This is a genomic window from Streptomyces sp. NPDC092370 (assembly GCF_044755265.1).
In the GTDB taxonomy this organism is placed as follows: Bacteria; Actinomycetota; Actinomycetes; order Streptomycetales; family Streptomycetaceae; genus Streptomyces.
On sequence record NZ_JBIVQO010000013.1, the window covers coordinates 133,291 to 155,141 of the forward strand.

The following is a 21,851-nucleotide window of genomic DNA, read 5'->3' on the forward strand; positions in this document are numbered from 1 at the left end:
CGTGTCAGGGGACACCGGCCACGGCGGCACGACCCTGGCTACGACGCCGACCGTGCTGCCGCGCGCCCCGTCCATGGCAGGTCAGGACGTCCCTCGCCGTACAAGCGGGCCGGTAGCGTGCCCACCGTGATGGTGGGCACCGAAGAAACCAGGCTGGTCGTGCTTCGTGGCAACAGCGCCTCGGGCAAGTCGTCCATCGCGGCCGGCATCCGCGAGAAGTTCGGCCGCGGCCTGGCCCTGGTCGGCCAGGACAACTTGCGCCGCATCGTGCTGCGCGAGCGGGATCGGCCCGGCGCGGCCAACATCGGCCTGATCGACCTGACCGCCCGCTACGCCCTTGACTCCGGGTTCCACGTCGTGGTGGAGGGCATCCTGTACGCCGACCGCTACGGCGCCATGCTCGCCCGGTTGCGCGCCGACCACCGCGGCCCGACCCACGGCTACTACCTGGACGTGCCGTTCGAGGAAACCGTCGCACGGCACGGCACCAAGCCGATCGCCGACGACGTCAGCGAGGCGCAGTTGCGGGACTGGTACCGGTCGCGCGATCTGCTGCCCGGCGGGGTCGAGACCGTCATCGGCGCCGACAGCACTCTCGCCGCGACGGTCGACCGCATCATGCTCGACACCGGCCTGGCCGGCCTCCCGGCCGTGGATCGCTGACAGCGCCCGGTCGTTGCGCCGGGTATGGAGCTCACTGCGGAGCAGTCGGCAGTAACGAGACGACACCGCGAGTTCAGTCTCGGTGACGCGGCGCCGGACCGACCGTGGTGCGCGTCTTGCACGTCTGCGCGGTGAGCGCGGTGGAAGAGTGGGTTCCGACGACCGGCCGGCCGAGCCGCCGGCGGGGCGGCCGATTCTCCTCGACTCTTTGAACCGAACAGGACCTCGCCGTTGCGCCTCTACGCCCAGACTCCCGCACGCCGGAACCGCCAAGTGCTCGTGGACCTGACCGCCGTGGCCCTGATCGCTGTCACGGTGTGGGTGGCCTTCTTCGTCCGGGACACGATCATGCTATTGGCCGAGCCGGGGAAGAAGGTTGAGAGCTCCGGACACGGCCTCGCCGAGGACCTCGGTAACGCCGGGGACGCGGCGTCGAACGTACCGTTCGTCGGCGATGTCCTGAAGAAGCCGCTTCGATCCGCGGCCGACGCCAGTACCGGTTTCGCGGATGCCGGCGCATCGTTTCAGGAGACCGTCACTCGAGTCGCCGATGTGGCCACCACGGCTCTCGTTGTCGTCCTGGTGCTCCTGATCCTGGCGCTGTGGCTGCCCCCGCGTCTGCTCTGGATTCGTCGCAGCATCATCGTCCGTCGCCTCGCCGCCGCGCCGGGCGGTGCCGACCTGCTCGCCCTGCGTGCTCTCACCGGCCCGCCGGCCGCCCTCGTCAAGTTGCCCACCCCGCCCGGCGGTTTCGCCGACGCCTGGCGCCGGGGTGACCAAGAGGTCATCGCCACCCTCAGCGCGGCCGCCCTCGCACACACGGGCCTGCTTCCCTGACGGACGCCTCCGCGCAGGTCCTCGGCGGGCAAGCGCCGGGCGGGGCCGGCGCGCCGAGACCGGTCATACCATCGCTGCGGCGGACGATGCCGCCGACGATTCAGGTGCTGGGCGGCCCAGTCAGCGAGGTGGGCCGCCGGCAGCCCCAGCCTGGGGACGGGTGGCGAGGTCTTCATCAAGATCAACGGGCGGCTGCGGTACCTGCGGCGGGCCGTCGACCGGAGCGGGATGTCCTCGAGATCATTCGGCAGGGGGAAGGTGGGCGTCGCCGAAGCGGCTGTCACCGCCACCGGATCCTCCGCGCGGCCCGTGTCACGACCGCCGCGTAGCCGATGCCGACCGCGAGGGAGGCGAACAGGGCGGTGAGCGGGAAGTCCTCCTGGAGGTACGGATAGACCTGGTAATGCGTCAGGTATATGTACAGGGAACTGCTCGCCAGGACGCCCGCGAGCGTGCTGATCGGACCGATGCTGGGCAGGGTCGGCACCCAGATCAGCAGGCCCAGGCCGGCGATGACGAGGGCCGTGCGCAGGGGCTGGTCCTGGAACAGGCCGGGCACGGTGAGCAGCAGCACGGCCGTGAGCAGGGCCCGCTGCCGCACGGTGCCTGCCCGCGCCGCGGCCCACCCCAGCGCGAACAGCCAGAACACCACCGAGGGGCTCAGCTGGGGGCGTTCGGATGCCAGACCCAGCAGGTCGTAGCGGCCGACCAGGCCGACGGCCATGAGCGCCAGCGGCACCCCGAACGCGTATCGCCGCTCCAGCCGGTCCAGCAGCGGTACGGCCATGAGCGCGGCGAGGACGACGAGGTAGTAGACCAGGGCCTCCACGAACCAGTAGGCCCAGTCGAAGCGGTCGTTCCCCTGGGAGATCAGGCTGTTGAGCAGTAGGGCGTTGGCCGGGTCGTAGAAGTCGGTCAGGACCACCGCCCCGGTGATCCACACCATGCTCGGTACCGCGATGCGGGCGATGCTGCGCCACAGACGCCGTACGCGATCGCGGTGTGCGGCGTCGGTCAGCTGGAAGCGGGCGAAGTTGTAGCCCGCGACGCCGATGAGGAGGTGGGCGAAGCCCTTGATGCTGAAGACCTGGACGTGTGAGCCGACGATGAGGACGATCCCGACCGCGCGCAGGGCGATGCCGGTCTCCAGCGTGCGGCGGGTCCTGAAGGACCGCGGGGCCGTCCATGAGCGCAGTGCCCTGCGGACTCCCGGTGCCGGCCGGGACCGCCGCGGCTCCGGCCCGTCCTGTCCGTGCGGCCTTTCCGCCACAGGCGCGGCCATCGTGCGCAGCTCGCGGATCGTCCTCGTGTGCCAGTCGGTGGGCAGGTGGCCCAGCGCGTCCTCGAGGCGCAGGGACATCTCGACGTAGCTGAGGGAGTCGCCGCCCAGGCTGACGAAGCTGCTGTCCTCGGTGACGTCGGCGTGGCAGAGGATCTCCGTGTAGAGAAGCAGGAGATCCTCACCGGCGCCGGGTGCTTCCTCCTGTTCCGGGCGCGTCAGCCGTCGTACGGCCTCGTAGTCGGGCTTTCCCGAGGCCAGGCGGGGGAGTCCGGCGAGCACGCGGACCCGTATCGCGCGGGCCGGGAGCCCGCACTCCTGCGCGACCAGCCGCCGGATCTGCGCCTCCTCCCCGGCGCCTTCCAACTCGGCGCCTTCGAGCGCGGCCACCGCCAGCGCCTCGCCGTCGCCCGAGCAGTACGCGGTGACCCCATGAGCAGCCAGCAAGCTCTCCACCTGCTGCGGATCGATCCGCAGCCCGAGGATCTTCGCGAAGCGGCTGCGGCGGCCCACGATCTCGTACAGCCCGTCGGACGCCCTCCGGGCGAGGTCGCCGGTGTGCAGTTCCGCCACTGTCCGGCCCAGGGCGAGGTCGGCCGGGAACTCGGCGTAACCGAGCATGACGTTCGGGCCCGAGTAGACCAGTTCGCCCACGTCCGGACCATGACCGTCGACCGGCTGCAGCCGGAAGGAGCCGCCGGGTATCGGCACACCGACAGCCTCGGGGCGCTCGGCGGCGAGGTGCGGAGGGAGATAGGCCATGCGGGCCGTGGCCTCGGTCTGGCCGTACATCACGAAGAACTGCCAGCCGGAGCCACGCCCCGACTCGGCGTAACGCGCCACCCGTTCCGGTGCCAGCCGGCCCCCGGCCTGGGTGACACGGCGCAGGTGCGGCAGCTCCATCCGCTCGAAGCCGATCCGGTCGAGCAGGTCGAACGTGTACGGCACCCCGGCGAGCGAGGTGCCACGAGCGGCACGGAACTCCTCCCAGAAGGCGTCGTCGGCCACCGACCGCTCGGTGAGGATCAGGGCGGCGCCGCGCAGCAGGTGGCTGTGGATGACGGAGAGGCCGTAGCAGTAGTGCATGGGCAGCGTGGTGGCCGCGCGGTCGGTGTCGTCGATACCGAGGTACATGGCGATGGACTCGGCGTTCGCCTGAAGGTTCCGGTGGGAGAGCCGCACGAGTTTGGGCGAGCCGGTCGAGCCGGACGTGCTCAGCAGCAGGGCGAGGTCCGGGTGGAGGGTGTGGGCGCTGCCGGGGTGGCGTTCGTCGAGGGTCCAGGTCCCGTCGGTGTGCGGGCGGGCCACGACGTCGGGGGCGTATGCCTCGGTCAGCGAGCGGATCGTGCTCTCGCTGTCACCGGGGACGAGCAGGACGGGGTGACCGGCGGACAGGGCAGCCAGGTGCGTGACCAGGGCGTCGGCGCGGTTGGCGCCGGCCAGGAGGACCAACCGCCGTACCGGGCCGAGGCGCGCGGCGGTGGCGGTCACCCGTTCGGCCAGTTCGCGGTACGACAGGTCTCCGTCCGGGGTGATGAGCGCGACGCGGTCCCCGTACGCCGCGAGTCCGCGCGTGAAGGGCACGGATTTCGGCCGCGGCTGTGACGGCGAGTACGGGACGGCGGGTGCTGGGAGGGATCCGGAGAGGTGGATCACGGGGCGCGCCCTTCCTGCGGCAACGTCCGCTGTTAGCACAAAGCCCTTGACGGTTAGGTGAGCTTTACCTTATTCATGGCAGGGCCACAATCAAGCCACAGGAAAGTCACAGATCGCTTCGCCCCTCGCTCCGTACCGAATGGCGGAACGCGAGCCCGGTAGGAAGGCACACACCATGCGACGCCCCTCGGTTCGTCGGATCACTGCGCTGGCCGCGGCCGGCCTGCTGCTCCCCGCCCTCGCGGCATGCGGCTCCGACGACAAGGACAGCGGGGGTGAGGGCGGCGACTCCACCCTCGTCATCTACTCCGGCCGCAACGAGAAGCTGGTCAAGCCGCTGCTGGACAAGCTGGAGAACGCCGTCGGCGCCAAGGTCGAGGTGCGCTACGGCGACAGTGCGGAACTGGCCGCGCAGATCCTGGAGGAGGGCGACCGCACCAAGGCCGGCCTGTTCTTCTCGCAGGACGCGGGCGCGCTGGGTGCCCTGTCCAACGAAGGCATGCTGCAGAAGCTGCCTTCGGCCACGCTCGACGAGGTCGACGAGGCGTACCGCGGCTCCGACGGTGACTGGGTCGGTCTCTCGGGGCGCGTCCGCGTGATCGCCTACAACTCCGGCAAGGTCGCCGAGGACAAGGTCCCCGACAGCGTCTTCGACGTCGTGAAGCCCGAGTGGAAGGGCAAGGTCGGCTTCGCGCCCACCAACGCCTCCTTCCAGGCGTTCGTCACCGGCATGCGCGTGCTGAAGGGCGAGGACGTCACCCGCAAGTGGCTCGAGGACCTGAAGGCGAACGGCGCCAGGACCTACGCCCACAACCTCGCCACCCTGGACGCCGTCGAGGCCGGGGAGGTCTCGCTCGGCCTGGTCAACCACTACTACTGGTACGAGCGCGTCGCCGAGAAGGGCGAGGACAAGGTCGGCTCCAAGCTGCACTTCCTGCCCGGCGAGGACCCCGGCGCGCTGATCAACGTCGCCGGCGCCGGCATCCTCAAGGACAGTGGGCAGAGCGCGACCGCCCAGAAGGCCGTGGACTATCTGCTGTCGAAGGAGGCACAGACCTACTTCGCGGACACCACGAAGGAGTACCCGCTGGCCGCGGGCGTCACCAGCACCGTCGAGGGACTGCCGGAGTTCGACTCGCTCGAATCGCCCGACATCGACCTCGGCAAGCTGGAGTCCCTCCAGGAGACGCTGGCCATGCTCCGAGACGTCGGACTGGTCTGACCCGTCGTGCCCACACCACCGTCCGCCTCGCGCCCGGCCGCAGCCCCGGCACCGGCCGGGGACGAGCATGTGCGCGAGGCGAGCGGGGGCGGTCGCTCGTTCCTCACGCCGGTCAGGGCATTGCGTACGGCGGTCAAGGCCCGTGGGCCCGGCCGCCGACCGCCCCTGATCCTGCTGATTCCCGCCTGCGTCGCCGCCCTGTTCGCCCTGCTGCCCCTCGGCTACCTCGCCGTCCGCGCTCTGGAACGCGGCCCGGCCTTCGCCTGGGACGTCGTCGCCGACGAGCGGACGCTCGACCTCCTCGGCCGCAGCCTCGCCCTGACCACGGTGGTCGTGGTGGCGTGCCTGGTACTGGGAGTCTCCCTGGCCTGGCTCACCGTGCGTACCGCACTTCCCGGCGCCCGCGCCTGGTCGGTGCTGGCCACGCTGCCGCTCGCAGTGCCGAGTTACGTGGCCGCGTTCGCCTGGCTGTCGGCCGAGCCGGGGCTTGCCGGCTTCTTCGGTGCCGCCCTCTCCCTGACGGTGGTCAGCTTCCCGTACGTCCATCTGCCGGTCGCCGCCGCGCTGCGGGGCATCGACCCGGCGCAGGAGGAGGCCGCGCGTTCCCTCGGCCACGGCCCGCTGCGGACGTTCGTCCGCGTCACGCTCCCGCAGCTGCGACCGGCGGCCGCAGGCGGGGCACTGCTCGTCGCGCTCTACGTGCTCTCCGACTTCGGTGCGGTCTCCCTGATGCGCTACGACACCTTCACCCGGGCCATCCACACCTCCTACCGCGCCTCCTTCGACCGCACCCCGGCCGCCGCGCTCAGCGTCGTCCTGGTGGTCATGACGGTCGCCCTGGTCGCCGCCGAGGCCCGCACACGGGGCCGCGCCGGACACACCAGGACCGGGACGGGCACCGCTCGTCCGGCGGTTCCGGTGGCCCTCGGCCGGTGGCGGCCCCTCGCCCTGCTGTGGTGCGGGGCGGTCACGGCCGTCGCCGTGGCCTTCCCGCTGGCCACGCTCGGGTACTGGCTGGCCGTCGGCAGCTCGGCCACCTGGGACCTGGGTGGGCTCGCGGAGACTGCGTCGGGCACCTTCGGGGTCGCGGCGGCGGGCGCGGGCCTCACCACGGTCCTCGCCCTGCCGGTCGGGGTGATCGCCGCCCGGCACCGGGGCCGCGGCGCCCGCCTGCTGGAGCAGGCGGCGTACGCGGGACACGCACTGCCCGGTATCACGGTCGCCCTGGCGCTGGTGTTCTTCGCCGTGCGCTACGCCTACCCGCTCTACCAGCAACTCCCGCTGCTGGTTTGTGCCTACGCGGTCCTCTTCCTGCCGGTCGCGGTGGCCGCCACCCGTGCGGCCGTGCTCCAGGCGCCGCCCGTCCTGGAGGACGTGGCCCGCTCGCTCGGGCGACGGCCGTTGCAGGTGCTGCGAGAGGTGACCGTGCCGCTGGCCGCGCCCGGTGTAGCAGCCGGGGCCGCGCTCACCTTCGTGGTCTGCATGAAGGAACTGCCTGCGACCCTCCTGCTGCGCCCCACCGGCATGGACACCCTCGCCACCCGGCTGTGGACCGAGACCGGGGCCGGCTCCTTCGCGGCGGCCGCCCCCTACGCCGCCGTGCTGATCCTGCTGGCCGCCGTCCCCTCGTACCTCCTAGGCAGGCACCGGACATGAACGAACTGCACGTGGAAGGGCTCACCAAGTCCTACGGAGCCGGAGAGCCGGTCCTGCGGGAACTGCAACTCACCGTCCCGGCAGGCGCGTTGGCCGCCGTGCTCGGCCCCTCCGGTTGTGGCAAGACCACCATGCTGCGGATCGTCGCCGGGTTCCTGCGGGCCGACGCCGGCACGGTCCGGCTCGGCGGCCGGACGCTTGCCGGCCCGGGCGTCCACCTGCCGCCGGAGCGGCGCCTCATCGGCATCGTGCCCCAGGAGGGCGCCCTCTTCCCCCACCTGAGCGTGGCCAGCAACGTCGCGTTCGGACTGAGGGGCACCACCCGAGCCGAACGGCGCCGCCGCACGGAGGAGTTGCTGGAACTGGTAGGTCTGGCCGGGTACGGCGACCGCATGCCGCATGAACTGTCCGGCGGTCAGCAACAGCGCATCGCCTTGGCCCGTGCACTCGCCCCCCGCCCTCAACTGGTGCTCCTGGACGAGCCGTTCAACGCCCTCGACAGCGCGCTGCGGGCGGGAGTGCGGTCCGACGTACGGGCCGCGCTGCGGGCGACGGGCGCCACGGCGGTCCTCGTCACCCACGATCAGCAGGAGGCCCTGTCCACCGCCGACCTCGTCGCCGTCGTACGGGACGGCCGCGTCGCCCAGTGCGCCACCCCGCAGGATCTCTACCTCCGCCCCGCCGACCCCTGGATCGCCGACTTCGTAGGCGACGCCGTCATGCTCCCCGGCACTGTTGACAGCGACGGCACAGCCCGCACCGTCCTGGGCTCCGTGGCCCTCGCCGCCCCACCGGGCGGCATGCGCGCAGGCACGGTCCTGCTCCGTCCGGAACAGCTCCGGCTGACCGACGTGGACTGCGAGGGCGCGGTCAGGGGAACGGTGACCGACATCTGCTACTACGGCCACGACGCCATGGTCACCGTGGCCGTCGAAAGCCACGCCACCCCGGTCGGCATCCGCGTCGCCGGTCCCCTCACGGTCCGTCCGGGGGAGCAGACGGGCATCCGTGTGGTGGGAGAGGCGAGCCTGCACCCATAGCGGCGGTTCCCCGACGCTCCCGCTGTGCGTGTCAGGGCGGAGCCGGCCCGGCTCCGCCCTGACACGGGCGGAGCCGGCCCGGCTCGCCGGGGACAACACACCATCACCACGGGTGCGGCGGCCGGCCGGGGCTCGCCGGACGAGTTCTGGGACGCTCTGTCCGAGTCGAGGGACGGAGGCGGGTGCCCGGCCGTCCACGCGGCGTGCCGGCACCGTGGCCAGGAGGACCGGAAGGCCGCCCACTGCGTGGAAGGGCGCTGACTGGGGAACTACGCCCCGGGCGTGCACAGACCCTGCTTGCCCCGGCCCTGCGTCTCCACCAAGGCGGGATACTGAGGGGGAAGGCGACGGCACCACGCAGCAGGTCCACGACCTGTTACGGGACGAGACCCACCGCGCTCACGGCCGCAGCGAGAGCCCACCGCGACCGTGGTGGACGCGCAGAGCGTGAAGACCTCGACAAACGGCGCCGAGGCCAGCCAGGACATCGACGCCGGCAAAAAGATCAAAGGACGCAAACGGCACCTGATCACGGACACGCTCGGTCTCGTGCCGGCCGTCCTCATCACCGCCGCGAACATGCACGACCCCACCGGCGGCAAGCTACGGATCTCCCGCTCACATCGGCGTGAACACTGATCAGATGCTCTTTGAGGGGCGTTCAGTTGCTGACGAGCCGCTGCACGACACGGCAGGCGTGGGCGACGCCATCCTCTGCAGCCAGCGCCCGGCCGAGTCGACGGGCGGCTGCTGCGTGGGCAGCGTCGCCGGTGACGGCGCGCAGACGTCCGGCCAGAGCCGAGACGGTGAGGCGGCGGCTCGGCAAAGGCACGGGGCCCGCACCGAGGCTGTGTACGCGGGCCGCCCAGTAGGTCTGGTCACCGAAGAAGGGGCACACCAGGGAAGGGACCCCGGCGCGCAGCGCCGAGGCAGTGGTGCCCGCCCCACCGTGGTGGACCACCGTGGCCATCCTCGGGAACAGCCAGTCGTGGGGAGTCTCGCCGACCACGAGCATGTCGCTTTCACTCGTGGCGGGGTCTCCGGCCAGCACGCCGCGCAGTCCCGCCCGCCGCAGCGCTGTCCGTACGAGGTGATCCGTGGCCTCGGGGTCGCTGGTTCTCATGCTGCCGAACCCCACGTATACCGGACGGGGCCCGTCGTCCAGGAAGTCGAGCAGCCGCCGCGGCGGCTTCCACAGCGGCTGCTCGTGGTGCCAGAACCCTGTCACATGGACGTTCGGCCCCCAGTCGGCCGGCCGTGGCACGACGGTGGGACTGAACGCGCAGAGCACCGGGGCCTGCCGGGCCAGGCGCAGAAGGGCGCGCGGGGACACAGAGGGAAGGCCGAGGTCTTTCATACGCCAGTCGTCGAGGAACTCGCGGAACACGAGCCAGGACCCCAGGTCGACCGCTTCGAAGCTGAGACGGTTTCCCGGGGCTCCGAGGAACCGTGCGGCCGGCAGAAAGGGGTGCGGGAACACCCTCGTGGGCTGGCTCGGCTGGAAGTGGATGATCGCGTGCGGAACCCGCAGGTACTGGCTCAGGTGAAGGCCGAGAAAGCCGAGCGTGGGAGCCAGCACGAGATCGGCGTCCTTGGCACCGGCCTGGGTCTCCGCGAGAATCCGGTTCATCAGCGGCCGAAGGATCCGGTTGATGCCTCGGATGAAGGCGACCGGGTTGCTCCGGCCGGCGAGCAGTTCCTGGCCCTCCGGGGATCCGATGATGTCGGCCGGGTCCGCGGGGAGGGGGTGGTACTCCAGCCCTGCCTCCGTGATCAGCTGGTGGTAGCGACTGCTGGCCAGCATACGTACGGCGTCACCCTGACCGGCCAGCGCCCGGCCCAGTGCGAGACATGGCTGGACGTCCCCGCGGGATCCGGCGGCGACCATGACGAATGTTCTGCCCACGATCCCTCTCCCTGGCATTCCGCGGGAAACGGCGAACGAGCCCTATGCGAGTTCCTTCGTCACCGTGGGCCAGATGGCGTGCAGTTCACGCTCCCAGTAGGGCCAGGAATGCGTCCCGGGGCTGTAGAGGTGCGTCGACACCTCGACGCCCGCAGAACGAAGCGACGTCGCGAATCGTGCAATCGACCTCGGAAGGAATGCCTCACCCGCCGCGGCGAACATGAGCACCGGCCCCGACCGATTCGCGTCCAGGGGCCCGATGTCCCCGTCGCCCGAGGAGAGATGAACCCTGGTTCCTCTGAAGGCTCGTGGCATGGCGGCGGGGTTGTGGGCCCGCCAGATGTCGGCGTTCACCCTGGGGTCGCCCCAGACGTCGCGGAGGTTGACGCCGTCCTTCAGGGAGCCGAGGTTGAGTGCCACGCGTACCGCCGGGTCATTGAGGTCGACATAGGAGCTCATGGAGGCCACGTAGCGGAACATTCCTCGATGGTGTGCCGCGTAGTTGAGTGCGCCGAAGCCGCCCATGGAAAGGCCGATCACCGCCCGGGCGGAAGAGGCGCGGAACACCCTTTCCATGAGCCGGACGAGCTCGACGGTGTGGAAGGTCTCCCAGAGGGGGCTGCCGGCGTACCAGTCGCTGTAGTAGCCGGCTTTCCCCGCGTCGGGCATCACGATCAGTACGTCGGATTGCTTGGTCAGCTCCTCGACATCCGTCTCGCGCGTCCAGGAGGTGTAGTCGTCGTTCCCGCCGTGCAGCAGGTACACCACGGGAAACCGGCGCTCCGCGTCGCTGCGCCAGCTTCTGGGGAGAATCACCCGGACCGGCACGGAACCCCGCATGGCCGGTGACCTCACTGTCAGGTCCAGCGTTCGTTCGTCGAGTTCGCGGATGCCCGTGATCCGGGCATCGGCGCCGACCGGGACTGAGGCTCCGTGTGGGCCGCGAACTGCCGAAGCCGTCCCGGTGCCGCACAGCAGCGACAGAAGCAGCAGGCATACGAGCAGCGAGCGGCGGGCAGGCCGGGCACACCCGCTGGAGAGGAAGTAGACACGCACGGAAAGGACAGTGTCATGTAGAACAAAAGACGCCCGACAGCCACACCGATACGGTCCTGAAAGATCAGGCGCCCTCAGTACACCGACTCTTCTTCCTGCTCCTTTCGGCGGTGCGTCGCGTCGCGTGGGTGGCGGCACGACTGCTTGCCGGGGAAAGTCGGAAACGGATCGAGCCGACGACCCTCACGCACGCGCCCTGACAGGAAGAAGGAACCACGATGCAGTCTTCGCTGACGATGTTCGAAGCCGTTCTCGCGGGTGCCGGTTCCGCGGAGCTTTCCTCGATCGCGCTGCCGGACCATTTCCTCGCCGCTACCGTGCGGGAAAGCGATGTCGACACCTTCAAGGATATGGCGGACAAGGACATCCGCAAGTCCCTGCTGGTCGACCGTGTGCCCATGCCGGAACTGGCGCCCGACGAGGCGCTGATCGCGGTGATGGCCAGTTCCATCAACTACAACACCGTGTGGACGGCGATGTTCGAACCGCTTCCGACTTTCCAGTTCCTTAAGCAGATGGGGAAACAGGGCGGCTGGGAGGCACGGCACGACCTCCCTTACCACATCGTGGGATCGGACGCCTCCGGCGTCATCGTCCGGACCGGATCGTCCGTGCGCAGGTGGAAAGCCGGTGACCACGTCGTGGTCGCTCCCGCGTATGTCGACGAACAGGAGCCCGACACGCACCGGGACGGCATGCTCGGCGAAGGCCAGAAAGCGTGGGGATTCGAGACCAATTTCGGCGGACTGGCACACTACGCCGTCGTACGGGCCAGTCAGCTGATGCCCAAACCAGCGGCGCTGACATGGGAGGAAGCGGCCGTCAACCCCCTGTGTGCGAGCACCGCCTACCGCATGCTGGTCAGCGACCGTGGCGCCCGGATGAAGCAAGGTGACATCGTGCTCGTGTGGGGGGCGACCGGCGGCCTGGGCGCCTACGCCGTCCAACTCGTCCTGAATGGAGGCGGGATCCCGGTGGGCGTGGTCAACTCGGCGGCCAAGGCCGAGGTGCTCAGAAACCTGGGGTGCGAGGCCGTCATCAACCGTGAAGAGCTCGAGGACGGCGATCCGGAACTGCTGGAGCGCCCCGACGGATGGAAGAAGATGGGGCGGGCCGTTCGCTCCCTGGTCGGAGAGGACCCGCACATCGTGTTCGAACACGTCGGCAGGAAGACCTTCGCGGCGTCGGTCTTCCTCGCCCGGCGCGGGGGCACCGTCGTGACCTGCGGATCCAGCACGGGCTACCAGCACGTCTACGACAATCGGTACCTGTGGATGCGCCTCAAGCGGATCATCGGCAGCCACGGCGCCAACCTGCACGAGCAGTACGAGGTCAACCGGCTCATCGCACTCGGGCACCTGGTACCGGCCCTGTCGAAGACCTACACCCTGGCCGAGGTCGCCGCGGCGGCCCGCAGTGTCCAGACCAACCAGCACATCGGCAAGGTAGGAGTGTTGTGCCTGGCACCCGAGCCCGGTCTGGGGGTCACCGACCCGCAGGCCCGCGCCCGGATCGGTGAGCAGCGGCTGACCCTGTTCCAAGGGTGAGAGGGCGCCGGGCCACCGGAACGCCCTCCGGGAGCCGCCGGCAACGTCACCGTCCAGGTGACCACTCTCGCGGGCAGCGCCCCGTCGCGGGCGGATTCACCTACGAGTGACCGCGCAGTCCAGTGGCCCGGCGCATGACCGGGCCACTGGCAGGTCCGTGTCCTCGGGACCCGCCCGGCCCGCCTACCCGGGACGCGGCGGCGTCCGGTCGTCGGACGCCTCAAAACCGGGGGCGTGCGGTCGCAGAGCCCGTGCGAGGTGCCGGGCGATGGTGGCGACATGGGGAGGATCGATGAGGGACAGGTGGTCGCCCTCGACCGGGACGATCTCGAGGGAGGGGCACAGCGGCGCCCATCCGAGGTCGGCGTCCGAACGCAGGTAGCGCGGGTCGAGGGCCGTGGTGAGCGGTTGGGCCTGCTGGGCGCGGTAGAGCACGACGTGGCCGTCGTAGGGGCCGGGCACGTAGCGCTCCCCGACGCGTGCGTCGACGTACGACGTCCGCTGGTGCTCCATGATCCCGGGGCTCATGTCGAGGCCCGCCTCGGCCACCAGGCGCATGATCACGTCGATCTGCCGGTCGTCGGGGGTGGCCGCGAGTTCGTCCCAGGGCAGCTCGAGGTGATGCCCGTACGTCTTCTCGACGTACTCGGCGAACCGTCCGAAGCGCTCGAGCAGAAGTTGCTGTGAGTCCAGGTCCGCAAGAGCGGCGGGCAGGATGGTGTCGATCAGCCCGACAAAGGCGACGCTCTCGCCCGCTTCACGCAGTTGGCGTGCCGCCTCATAGGCCAGGCAGCCGCCGAAGGACCAGCCGAGGACTTGGTAGGGCCCCTGCGGCTGGATGTCCCGGATCAGGGTGAGGTAGTGCGCTGCCTTGTCCTCCAGCGAGGTGACCGCGTCCAGCCGCTCCATCCCGTAGACGGCCTGGTCGGTCGGCAGCTGCCGGGTCAGGGGGAGGTAGACCGACGTGGGACCGCCCGCGGGGTGGAAGGTGAACAGCGGAAGCCGCCGGGAGCCGGGACGCGGCGGACGCAGGACGTTGACCACCGACTCGCCCGTCCGGTTCACCGCGGGCCGGATCAGGTCCGCGATCGCGGACACCGTACGCGCGCTCAGCACCGCCTCGGGCGTGAGGGCCGGCCCGGCATCGCCCAGGCGGGCGCGGACGGCGTCGACGAGAGCCTGAGCCGCCTGCCGGTCGCCACCCTCCGCGGCGAAGTCGGCTCGGACACCGGCGGGGCGGTGTCCCAGAACCTCCGCCCACACACCGGCCACCAGGCGCTCGGCGGCGTCACGCGGCTGGATCGAGTTCGGCAGTGCCGGGCCGGGTGGCTGTGCCGCTGCCGGTGACAAGCCGGGTTCGGACGAACTTGTCGCGGCAGCCGTCTCGGTGGTGCCGGGGCGCGGCAGCCCGAGAGTCTCCAGTACGGTGTCGCCGACCTGCCGCAGCGTGGCACCGCGCAGCATGAGGTTCGCGGGAAGGTCGACGGCGAAGTCCTGCCGGGCCGCGTTGCGGAGCCGCACCGTCATCAGCGAGTCCAGACCCAGGTGGATCAGGGGAACCTCGTCGTTCAGCTCCGACACCCCGAATCCCATGATGGCCGCGGTGCGTTTGACCAGGCGCTCGTACACCTTCTGCGCGGCGGCGTCCCCGAAGGCCGCGATCCCGGCGGGGCCGGCCCAGTCGTCCGCCTGGGAGGCGGCCTCGCTGAGGCTGTTCGCGAAGAAGGGGAGGTCCGACAGGCCTGGGAAGGCCTCCAGCACCCGCTGGGCGTCGAGATGGACGACGCCGGTGTGCGCCCGGTTGTGCACGACCAGGACCTGCAGGGCGTCCAGGCCCTCGGACGGTGTGATCGGGTCGAGGGCCAGAGCCGGATTGCCCGGCGCGGCACCGACGTCGGTCCAGGGCCCCCAGGCGATCGAGACCGCGGGCAGGCCCTGCGCTCGGCGGCGGTGCGCCAACGCGTCCAGCCACGCGTTGGCGGCGGCGTAGGCGGCCTGGCCGGGGGAGCCGAGAAGTGCCGCGGCGGAGCTGTAGGACACCCACCAGTCGATGTGGTGAGGGGCGGTGGCCGCTTCGAGGTGGAGTGCCCCGAGAACCTTCGGCCGCAGCACCGTGTCGATGTCGGAGGCCTCGAGGTCCGTGATCATGCGGTCGTGGAGGACCCCGGCACAGTGGGCGACACCGCGCAGCGCGTGCCCTTCCGCGAGGGCGGCCCGCACCAGCTGCGGAGCCACGCCGGGGTCGGCGATGTCTCCTTGCACGACGGCGACGGATGTTCCGTGATCGGCCTGCACCTGGGCGATGACCGCCTGGGCCTCGGGTCCGGGGGCTCGTCTTCCGTTGAGAACCAGGCGGCCGGCTCCCCTTTCCGCGAGCCGGCGGGCGGTGGCCAGGCCGAGCCCGGTCAGGCCGCCGGTGATCACATAGGCGCCGTCGGGCCGGACGAACGGTGCCTCGTACTGTTGCCCGGTCAGGTCGGCGCGCGTCAGGCGGGCGACGAGGCGGGTGCCCGCTCGCCAGGCCACCTCGTCGTCCGCGCTGCCACCGAGCAGTTCCTGAGCGAGGTCGTCGACGGCTCCGGGCTGGGAGTCGATGTCGACCAGCCCGGCGCGCAGGGCGGGCTGTTCCAGGGCGAGTACGCGGACCAGACCGCGCAGGCACGCCGCGCCCGGCTCGCCGGATTCTCCCGGTGCCACGGCCTGCGCCCGCACGGTGACCAGCCAGAGCCGGGGAAGGTGCTGTCCGGGCCGGCTGGAGGCGAGGCGTCGCGCGAGGTGTACGGCTGCCCGCAGTGCCTCGGCGTCCTCGCGGGAGGCGACGGGCCGGGACAGAAGCAGGACCACGGCGCCGGGAGTGTCCTGTTCGGTGTCCACCAGCCAGTTGCCGAGCAACTCGCCGGTGTCCGTGGTCGGGGAGGCGGTTGTCACCTGGACGTTCTTCGTCTCAAGAGCCGCGCCCAGGGTGGCGCACAGGCTGTCTGCGCCGGCGTCGGGTTCGCCGGTCAGCAACAGGACCCGGTCGAGCGGGCCCGGAACGGGCAGGGCGGACTTCTGCCACTGGATGTCGTAGGTGAACGCTTCAAGAGGCTGGGGCACCTCGCGACGCTCTGTTGGTCGTAGCTCCACTCCCCGTGCGGTGACCCGCGTCTGTGCCGCGCTCGCCACGACGTCCCAGTGGTGACCGGTCCCGTCGCCTGCGGCGGGGCAGCGTGCGGGTTCCCCGGGCGCAGGGTCGTCACGCCGAGGGCTCGGGAAGCACTCGATGCGGTACGGGCCGGCTTCCACGGCGAGACCGTGTAGCTGCAACGACCGCAGCGCGGTCGGCACGACCTCGGCGGCGCCGGGTGCCGTCCGGACGGTGTCACAGCCAGGCTCCGCGGTGGTGCATTCGGCCGGCGCGTACAGCACTGCGGTGAGCAGTTCCTCGTGGCCCGGTGGCCGCGGTGAGGGCTCCTCGTGCGCGATGGGGGTCCAGTCGGTGACTCCGGCCGGTGGTGTGGCCCGCCTGACCTCGTCGGAGGATCCGGGGCCCGTGTGCAGCCGTGCGGAGGCGTGACAGCGCCATGTGCCGTCCGCGGAACGGGCGTTGATGGTGACGGTCGCGTGGGGCCCGGCGGGCTCCCAGACGATGGTGACAGGAGTGCTGTCGGCGAGCGGCAGCCACTGGTGAATCGTCAGGTCCTCGATGCGCAAGTAGTCGATGTCGTCGTGCCTGTGGATGTCCTGAGCTGCCGCGACCATGAGGGTTGCGGAGGCGGGGAGGGTGAGGACCGGGCGGCCGTGAGGGCTTCGCCGTGGGGACTGTCCCCGGCCGGTGCCCAGGTCCGCCTGCCACAGCACGGCGCCCGTGCGGGGGTCGTCGATCCGAAGGCCCAGCAGGGCGTGGCCCGCATTGCCCCCGTGGGCGGCGTTCCGGCGGCCGACCCAGTAGCGTTTGTGGCGCCATGCGGGGGTGGGCAGGGGGGTCCGTCGGCCGCCGGGCCACAGCATCCGCTCGTCCACAGGCACGCCGGCCAGGTGCAGCCGGGCGAGAGCGGCACGCAGGTCGACCGCCTCGTCGCCGTTCCTGCGCAGGGTCCAGACCACCGAGGCTTCGGGCGTGGTTGCCGCCGCCTGCACGGTTTCGCCCAGGGGGACGAGGGCGACGGGGTGGGGCGAGATCTCCAGGAAGAGGTCGTGTCCGTCGGCCGCGGCAGCGGCCACCGCCTGCTGGAAGCGTACGGGGCGCCGGACGTTGGCGCACCAGTACTCGGCGTCCGCGTGGACGTCGGCGCGGGGGTCGTCGAGCACGGTGCTGTACCAGGCCGCCTCCGGGCTGCGGTGATGCAGCGTGCCCAGACGCTCGCGCAGCCTGGGCACGACGGGGTCGACCGCCGGGGAGTGCCCGGCCCCGCCGACGTCGAGCAGGCGGGCCAGGGTGCCCCGTCCGGTCAGCTCCTCGACCAGGCGTCGCACGGCTTGTGCCGGTCCCGCCACGGTGCATCTGCGGGGGGAGGAGTGAACGGCGACCTCGACACCGGGGAATCGCGCCAGAACGTCCGCCCGCTCCGTCTCGGGCAGTTCGACGGCGGCCATCGCACCGGCGCGCTCGGCGTCGATGGCGGCGAGTTCCGCCGAGCGGTGGAGGATGATGCTCAGCCCCTCGGAATCATCGATGACACCGGCGACGACGGCGGCGACGACCTCCCCCATCGAGTGGCCGATGACGGCGGCCGGTCGTACCCCGTAGGCGCGCAGGGTGCGGGCCAGGGCGAGCTGCATGCCGAAGAGCAGGGGCTGGGTGTGGTCGACGCCGGTGCCGTGCTCGCTCCGGGTGAGCATGTCCCGCAAGGAGATGCCCGCCTGCACGGTGTAGAGCGGGTCAAGCTCGTCGACGGCGGCGGCGAACAGCGGGTCGTGCCGAAGCAGACGCTGTCCCATGCCTCGCCACTGGGAACCGTATCCGGAGAAGACGAACACCGGATGGCGCGCACCGGATGCCCGCGCTGCGGGGTGGTCGGTGCAGGGAGCGACAAGGCCGGGGACTTCCTCGTCCCGTGCGAGCGCCGCGAGTCGGTCGGTCGCCTCTCGATGGGTGCGCGCCACGATGGCGGCGCACGCCGGTCCTCTGCGGTGGCGGGCGAGGGTGTGGGCGATGTCGGCCAGGGCGGGTGCATCCTGGGCAGCCGTCCACCGGGCGAGGCAGGCGGCCACGTCGGCGATACGGTCCCCGCTCCGGGCGGAGACGACGAGCACGTGCGGGATGCCCGCGCCGTCGTCGAGGGCGGGGGCCGGCGAGGGCTTGGGGGCTTGTTCGAGGATGACGTGCGCGTTGGTGCCCCCGAAGCCGAAGGCGGACACGCCGGCCCGGGCGGGGCCGTCGGCGCGGTCCGGCCACGGGATCGGCTCGGTGACGACGCGCAGCCGCAGTCCGGTGAAGTCGACATGCGGGTTGGGTTCCCGGAAGTGCAGACTCGCCGGGATCCGGCCGTGATGCAGTGCGAGTACGGTCTTGATGAGGCCGACGATGCCGGCTGCGCCTTCCAGGTGGCCGAGGTTGCTCTTGACGGACCCGATGAGGAGCGGCGAGCCGTCCGGCCTGCCGTTGCCGAGGACGGCACCGAGAGCGCCTGCCTCCATGGGATCTCCCAGGAGGGTTCCGGTTCCGTGCGTCTCGACGTAGTCGATGTCGGCGGCCTCGGCCCGTGCATCGACGAGCGCGCTGCGCAGGAGGGCTTGCTGCGCCTCAGGGTTGGGGGCCATCAGCCCGGCGGAGCGACCGTCCGAGTTGACCGCTGATCCTGCGATGACGGCGAGAATCCTGTCGTCGTCGCGCTCGGCGTCGGCGAGCCGTTTCAGCACAGCGACGCCGCAGCCCTCGCCCCGGGTGATGCCGTCGGCTGCCGCGTCGAAGGGTTTGCAACGTCCGTCCGCCGCCAGCGCGCCGGCCTGCTGGAAGGAGGCCGTGACGGCCGGCGAGAGCAGAACGTTCACACCTGCCGCCAGCGCGGTGTCGCATTCGCCGTCACGCAGGCTGCGGCATGCCTGGTGCACGGCCACCAGGGACGACGAGCAGGCCGTGTCGATCGTCATGCTCGGGCCGTGCAGGTCGAACAGGTAAGACAGGCGGTTGGCGGCGATGCTTCCCGCGGCGCCCGTGCTGGTCCAGGGGGTGAGCCACGTGGGGTCAGCGGTGGTCAGGTGGCCGTACTCGAGGGAGCTGAGGCCCACGAAGACACCCGTGTGGCTGTCCCGGAGCACATGGGCAGGGGTTCCGGCGTGGTCCAAGGCCTCGCAGGCGACCTCCAGCAGGAGACGCTGCTGCGGGTCCATGACTTCGGCCTCGTGCGGGGTGATGCCGAAGTAGTCCGCGTCGAACGCCTCGATGTCGTCGAGGAAGGCACCCCACCGGGTGGTGCGTTCCAGGAGTGCGGCGCCCCCGGGGCCTGCGGCGACGTCCCGCCACCGTCTGTCGGGGACGTGGCCCACGACGTCGGTGCCCGCCAGCAGGTGCTTCCAGAAGCTGTCCGGTCCGTCGATCGGGCCCGGCAGGCGGCAACCGACGCCGATGACGGCGATGGCGCAGGGGGCCGCACAGGCCTCGTCGCCGTCCCCGCCGGTCTTTGCGGAGAAGACGGCGGGGCGAGACTGGCTCGGCTCCGCTGCCTCCGCACCGGTCCCCGGCTCGTCGTCCCCGGTGGTGGCCAGGGCCTCGGCGAGCCTCTCGATGGTCGGGTTCTCCCACAGCAGCGTCGCCGGCAGCGGCCGGTTCAGCAGCTGTTCCAGATGCCCGGTCAAGGCGACGGCGTCGCGGGAGGTCAGGCCGTACTCGGCCAGAGGGCGGGTCTCGTCGAGGTCTGCCGTGGCGATGCCGCAGACGTCCGTGACGAGCCGGCGCAGTGTCGCACGCATCTGCGCGGCTTGAGCCGGCCTTCCCCCGGAAGCTGGGGTACCTTCCCAGCCCTGTCCCGTCTGTCCCTCTGCGTGATCCGTCATGCGCCGCCGGTCCTTTCCCGGGCGGGCATGTCCACCGTCCAGGCACCCGCCGTGTATCGCTCGCGGCACGCGCTGCGGGCGACCTTTCCACTGGTGGTGTGCGGGACGGTGCCCGGCGGAGCCAGGAGGAAGTCGTGGACCGAGACACCGTGACCGGTGGCCACAGCAGCGCGGACGGCCCGTGTCACCTCGTCGATGAGGCCGCCGGGATCGGTGACGTCGCGGCGGTGCTCAGCGACGACGACGAGTCGCTCCCCTTCGCCACTGTCCACAGCGAACGCGGCGACGTGGTGGGGCCGGATGGCCGGGTGCGCTCCTTGGACCGTTTCTTCGATGTCCTGCGGATAGTGGTTCATCCCGTCCACGATCACCATGTCTTTGAGGCGTCCGGTGACGTAGAGCTGCTTGTTGTGCCACACACCCAGGTCCCCGGTGCGCAGCCAGTGGCGCGCCGGGTCGCTCGGGTCGTCACCGTGCAGGGTGGCGCGGAAGGCGGCTTCGCTCTGCTCGGGACGGCCCCAGTACCCGCGCCCGATGTTGGGACCGCGAAGCCAGATCTCCCCGACCCGGCCGTCTTCCTGCAGCCGGCTGGTGACGGAGTCCACGATCGCGATCTCCTGGCCCACCGGTCGGCCGCAGGCCACGAGTTCGGCCACGGCCGGGCCGTCGGCCGGCTCCACGACGCGGGCGACTCCCCGCCCGAGGTCGTCCCGGTCAAAGGGGGTGACGGTCGGTTCCTCTCCTGCCGGAGAAGCGCAGACGAACACGGTCGCCTCCGCCAGCCCGTAGGACGGCCGCATCATGGTCCGCGCCATGCCGACAGGCGCGAAAGCCGCATGGAACTGCTCCAGTGTCCGAGCACCGACGGGCTCGCTGCCGTTGACCATGGCGGTGACGGCTCCGAGCGAGAGCTCCGCGCGCTCCATGCCCTGTACCCGCCGGACGCAGTAGTCGTATGCGAAGTTCGGTGCGGCGGTGAGTGCTCCGGGATAGCGGCTCAAGAGGCGCAGCCAGCGTACCGGCTGCTGGATGAAGGCCAGAGGGTCCATGAGGACAGAAGGGATGAGCCCGACGATCGGCAGGGCGACCGCCAGCACCAGGCCCATGTCGTGGTAGAGCGGCAACCATCCCACGGTGCAGTTGCGGCCCGGGCGGATGTCGTAGGCCTCCAGCGCCTGGCGGGCGTTGGCGCAGACGTTGGCATGCGTGATCTCCACGCCGGAGGGGGTGCGTGTCGACCCTGAGGTGTACTGCAGGTAAGCGGTGTCCTCCGGGCGGGGAAGCTCCAGCCGGTCCGTGTCATCGGTATGCGCCGCCATCTCCCGTAGCTGATTTTCGGTGATGACACGCGGGCCGCAGGAGAGGCCACGCGCGGCGCAGAACTCCGTGAAGGAGGTGCGCCGGTCTTCGGTGGTGACCGCGAACATCGGGGCGGCGTCCCGGAGTGCGGCCGCGAGCTTGTCGTCGTGGCCGGCCAGGGACGGAGGGAAGAGAGGGACGGCGACACTGCCCGCGCACACGGCGGCGAGGAACGCCACGATGTAGTCCAGGCTCTGCGGTGCGACGACGGCCACTCTCTCGCCTGCCGCCCCGGCTTGACGCAGTCCAGCGGCGGCCAGGCGTACCCGGCCCTCGAGTTCTCTCCAGGTCAGCGTGTGGGTGACTCCCGTTGTTTCGGTGCTGTGATCAACGAAGGAGAAAGCGGTCCCATCGGGCCGGGTAGTCGCTGCATTGACCAGAAAGTGGCTGAGGGTATCTGTCCTTGGTGATGGCACCGAGTCACCGACCTTCGTTTCCAATGGGCAGTACTTGGCCCGTCGCTTCAGGCCTTTGTGGCGGACTTGACGGCCAGTGTGTCTACGCCGAGGCCGAGCAAGGATCTCGGAGGCAAGCCGCAATACAGCAGCGAAGCACGGCCCTGCCCTCAACTTCCAGTGACACGCCGACGCCGGAGCGCGGAGCAGGTACTTCCTGAATCGGCATCAGTTACAGTGCACGAGTGCCGGTAACCTGA

At 70.9% G+C, this 21,851-nt stretch carries 11 protein-coding genes and 1 pseudogene; 7 read left to right on the top strand and 5 right to left on the bottom strand.

All coding sequences use genetic code 11. The features are described 5' to 3' along the window. Window positions 1-129 precede the first annotated feature (129 nt). Window positions 130-663 (top strand): kinase, encoded by a 534-nt coding sequence (locus ACIQHQ_RS31315; protein WP_402618573.1) that lies wholly within the window; start codon window positions 130-132, stop codon window positions 661-663. A gap of 231 nt (window positions 664-894) precedes the next feature. Beyond that, window positions 895-1,500 carry a hypothetical protein gene (locus tag ACIQHQ_RS31320; RefSeq protein ID WP_402618282.1) on the top strand — a complete coding sequence of 202 codons (606 nt, stop codon included), beginning with the start codon at window positions 895-897 and terminating at the stop codon, window positions 1,498-1,500. Between the two features lie 280 nt (window positions 1,501-1,780). On the opposite strand, the gene ACIQHQ_RS31325 is transcribed toward ACIQHQ_RS31320, so the two are convergent. Continuing rightward, window positions 1,781-4,363 (bottom strand): AMP-binding protein, encoded by a 2,583-nt coding sequence (locus tag ACIQHQ_RS31325; RefSeq protein ID WP_402618284.1) that lies wholly within the window; start codon window positions 4,361-4,363, stop codon window positions 1,781-1,783. Window positions 4,364-4,610: 247 nt separating this feature from the next. Between ACIQHQ_RS31325 and ACIQHQ_RS31330 the strand changes: the two genes are divergently transcribed. The 4 genes and pseudogenes from ACIQHQ_RS31330 to ACIQHQ_RS31345 all read left to right on the top strand — a co-directional run. Beyond that, complete coding sequence (locus tag ACIQHQ_RS31330) at window positions 4,611-5,657, top strand: iron ABC transporter substrate-binding protein (protein WP_402618286.1); 1,047 nt, start codon at window positions 4,611-4,613, stop codon at window positions 5,655-5,657. 120 nt (window positions 5,658-5,777) lie between these two features. Further along, window positions 5,778-7,313 carry an ABC transporter permease gene (locus ACIQHQ_RS31335; protein WP_402618576.1) on the top strand — a complete coding sequence of 512 codons (1,536 nt, stop codon included), beginning with the start codon at window positions 5,778-5,780 and terminating at the stop codon, window positions 7,311-7,313. Next, entirely contained in the window at window positions 7,310-8,353 is a 1,044-nt protein-coding gene (locus tag ACIQHQ_RS31340) for an ABC transporter ATP-binding protein (RefSeq protein WP_402618288.1), read from the top strand. Before ACIQHQ_RS31335 ends, ACIQHQ_RS31340 begins: the two co-directional genes overlap by 4 nt. A gap of 426 nt (window positions 8,354-8,779) precedes the next feature. Continuing rightward, a pseudogene (locus ACIQHQ_RS31345) lies at window positions 8,780-8,992 on the top strand (transposase); the annotation flags it as partial. A 22-nt stretch (window positions 8,993-9,014) separates the two neighbouring features. Here ACIQHQ_RS31345 and ACIQHQ_RS31350 read toward each other — a convergent pair. Both ACIQHQ_RS31350 and ACIQHQ_RS31355 read right to left on the bottom strand, forming a co-directional pair. Beyond that, on the bottom strand, window positions 9,015-10,259 hold the full coding sequence (locus tag ACIQHQ_RS31350) for a glycosyltransferase (protein ID WP_402618290.1): 1,245 nt from the start codon (window positions 10,257-10,259) through the stop codon (window positions 9,015-9,017). A gap of 42 nt (window positions 10,260-10,301) precedes the next feature. Further along, window positions 10,302-11,099: an alpha/beta hydrolase gene (locus tag ACIQHQ_RS31355; protein ID WP_402618293.1), complete on the bottom strand. Its 798-nt coding sequence runs from the start codon at window positions 11,097-11,099 to the stop codon at window positions 10,302-10,304. 434 nt (window positions 11,100-11,533) lie between these two features. On the opposite strand from ACIQHQ_RS31355, the gene ccrA reads away from it, so the two are divergent. Continuing rightward, on the top strand, window positions 11,534-12,862 hold the full coding sequence (ccrA, locus tag ACIQHQ_RS31360) for a crotonyl-CoA carboxylase/reductase (protein WP_402618295.1): 1,329 nt from the start codon (window positions 11,534-11,536) through the stop codon (window positions 12,860-12,862). 183 nt (window positions 12,863-13,045) lie between these two features. Here ccrA and ACIQHQ_RS31365 read toward each other — a convergent pair whose 3' ends face one another. Together ACIQHQ_RS31365 and ACIQHQ_RS31370 are read right to left on the bottom strand one after the other, a co-directional pair. Beyond that, the gene (locus tag ACIQHQ_RS31365; protein ID WP_402618298.1) at window positions 13,046-19,753 is read right to left on the bottom strand and encodes an SDR family NAD(P)-dependent oxidoreductase; all 6,708 of its coding nucleotides are present in this window, start codon (window positions 19,751-19,753) and stop codon (window positions 13,046-13,048) included. Between the two features lie 80 nt (window positions 19,754-19,833). After that, complete coding sequence (locus ACIQHQ_RS31370; protein WP_402618301.1) at window positions 19,834-21,612, bottom strand: fatty acyl-AMP ligase; 1,779 nt, start codon at window positions 21,610-21,612, stop codon at window positions 19,834-19,836. Window positions 21,613-21,851 lie beyond the last annotated feature (239 nt).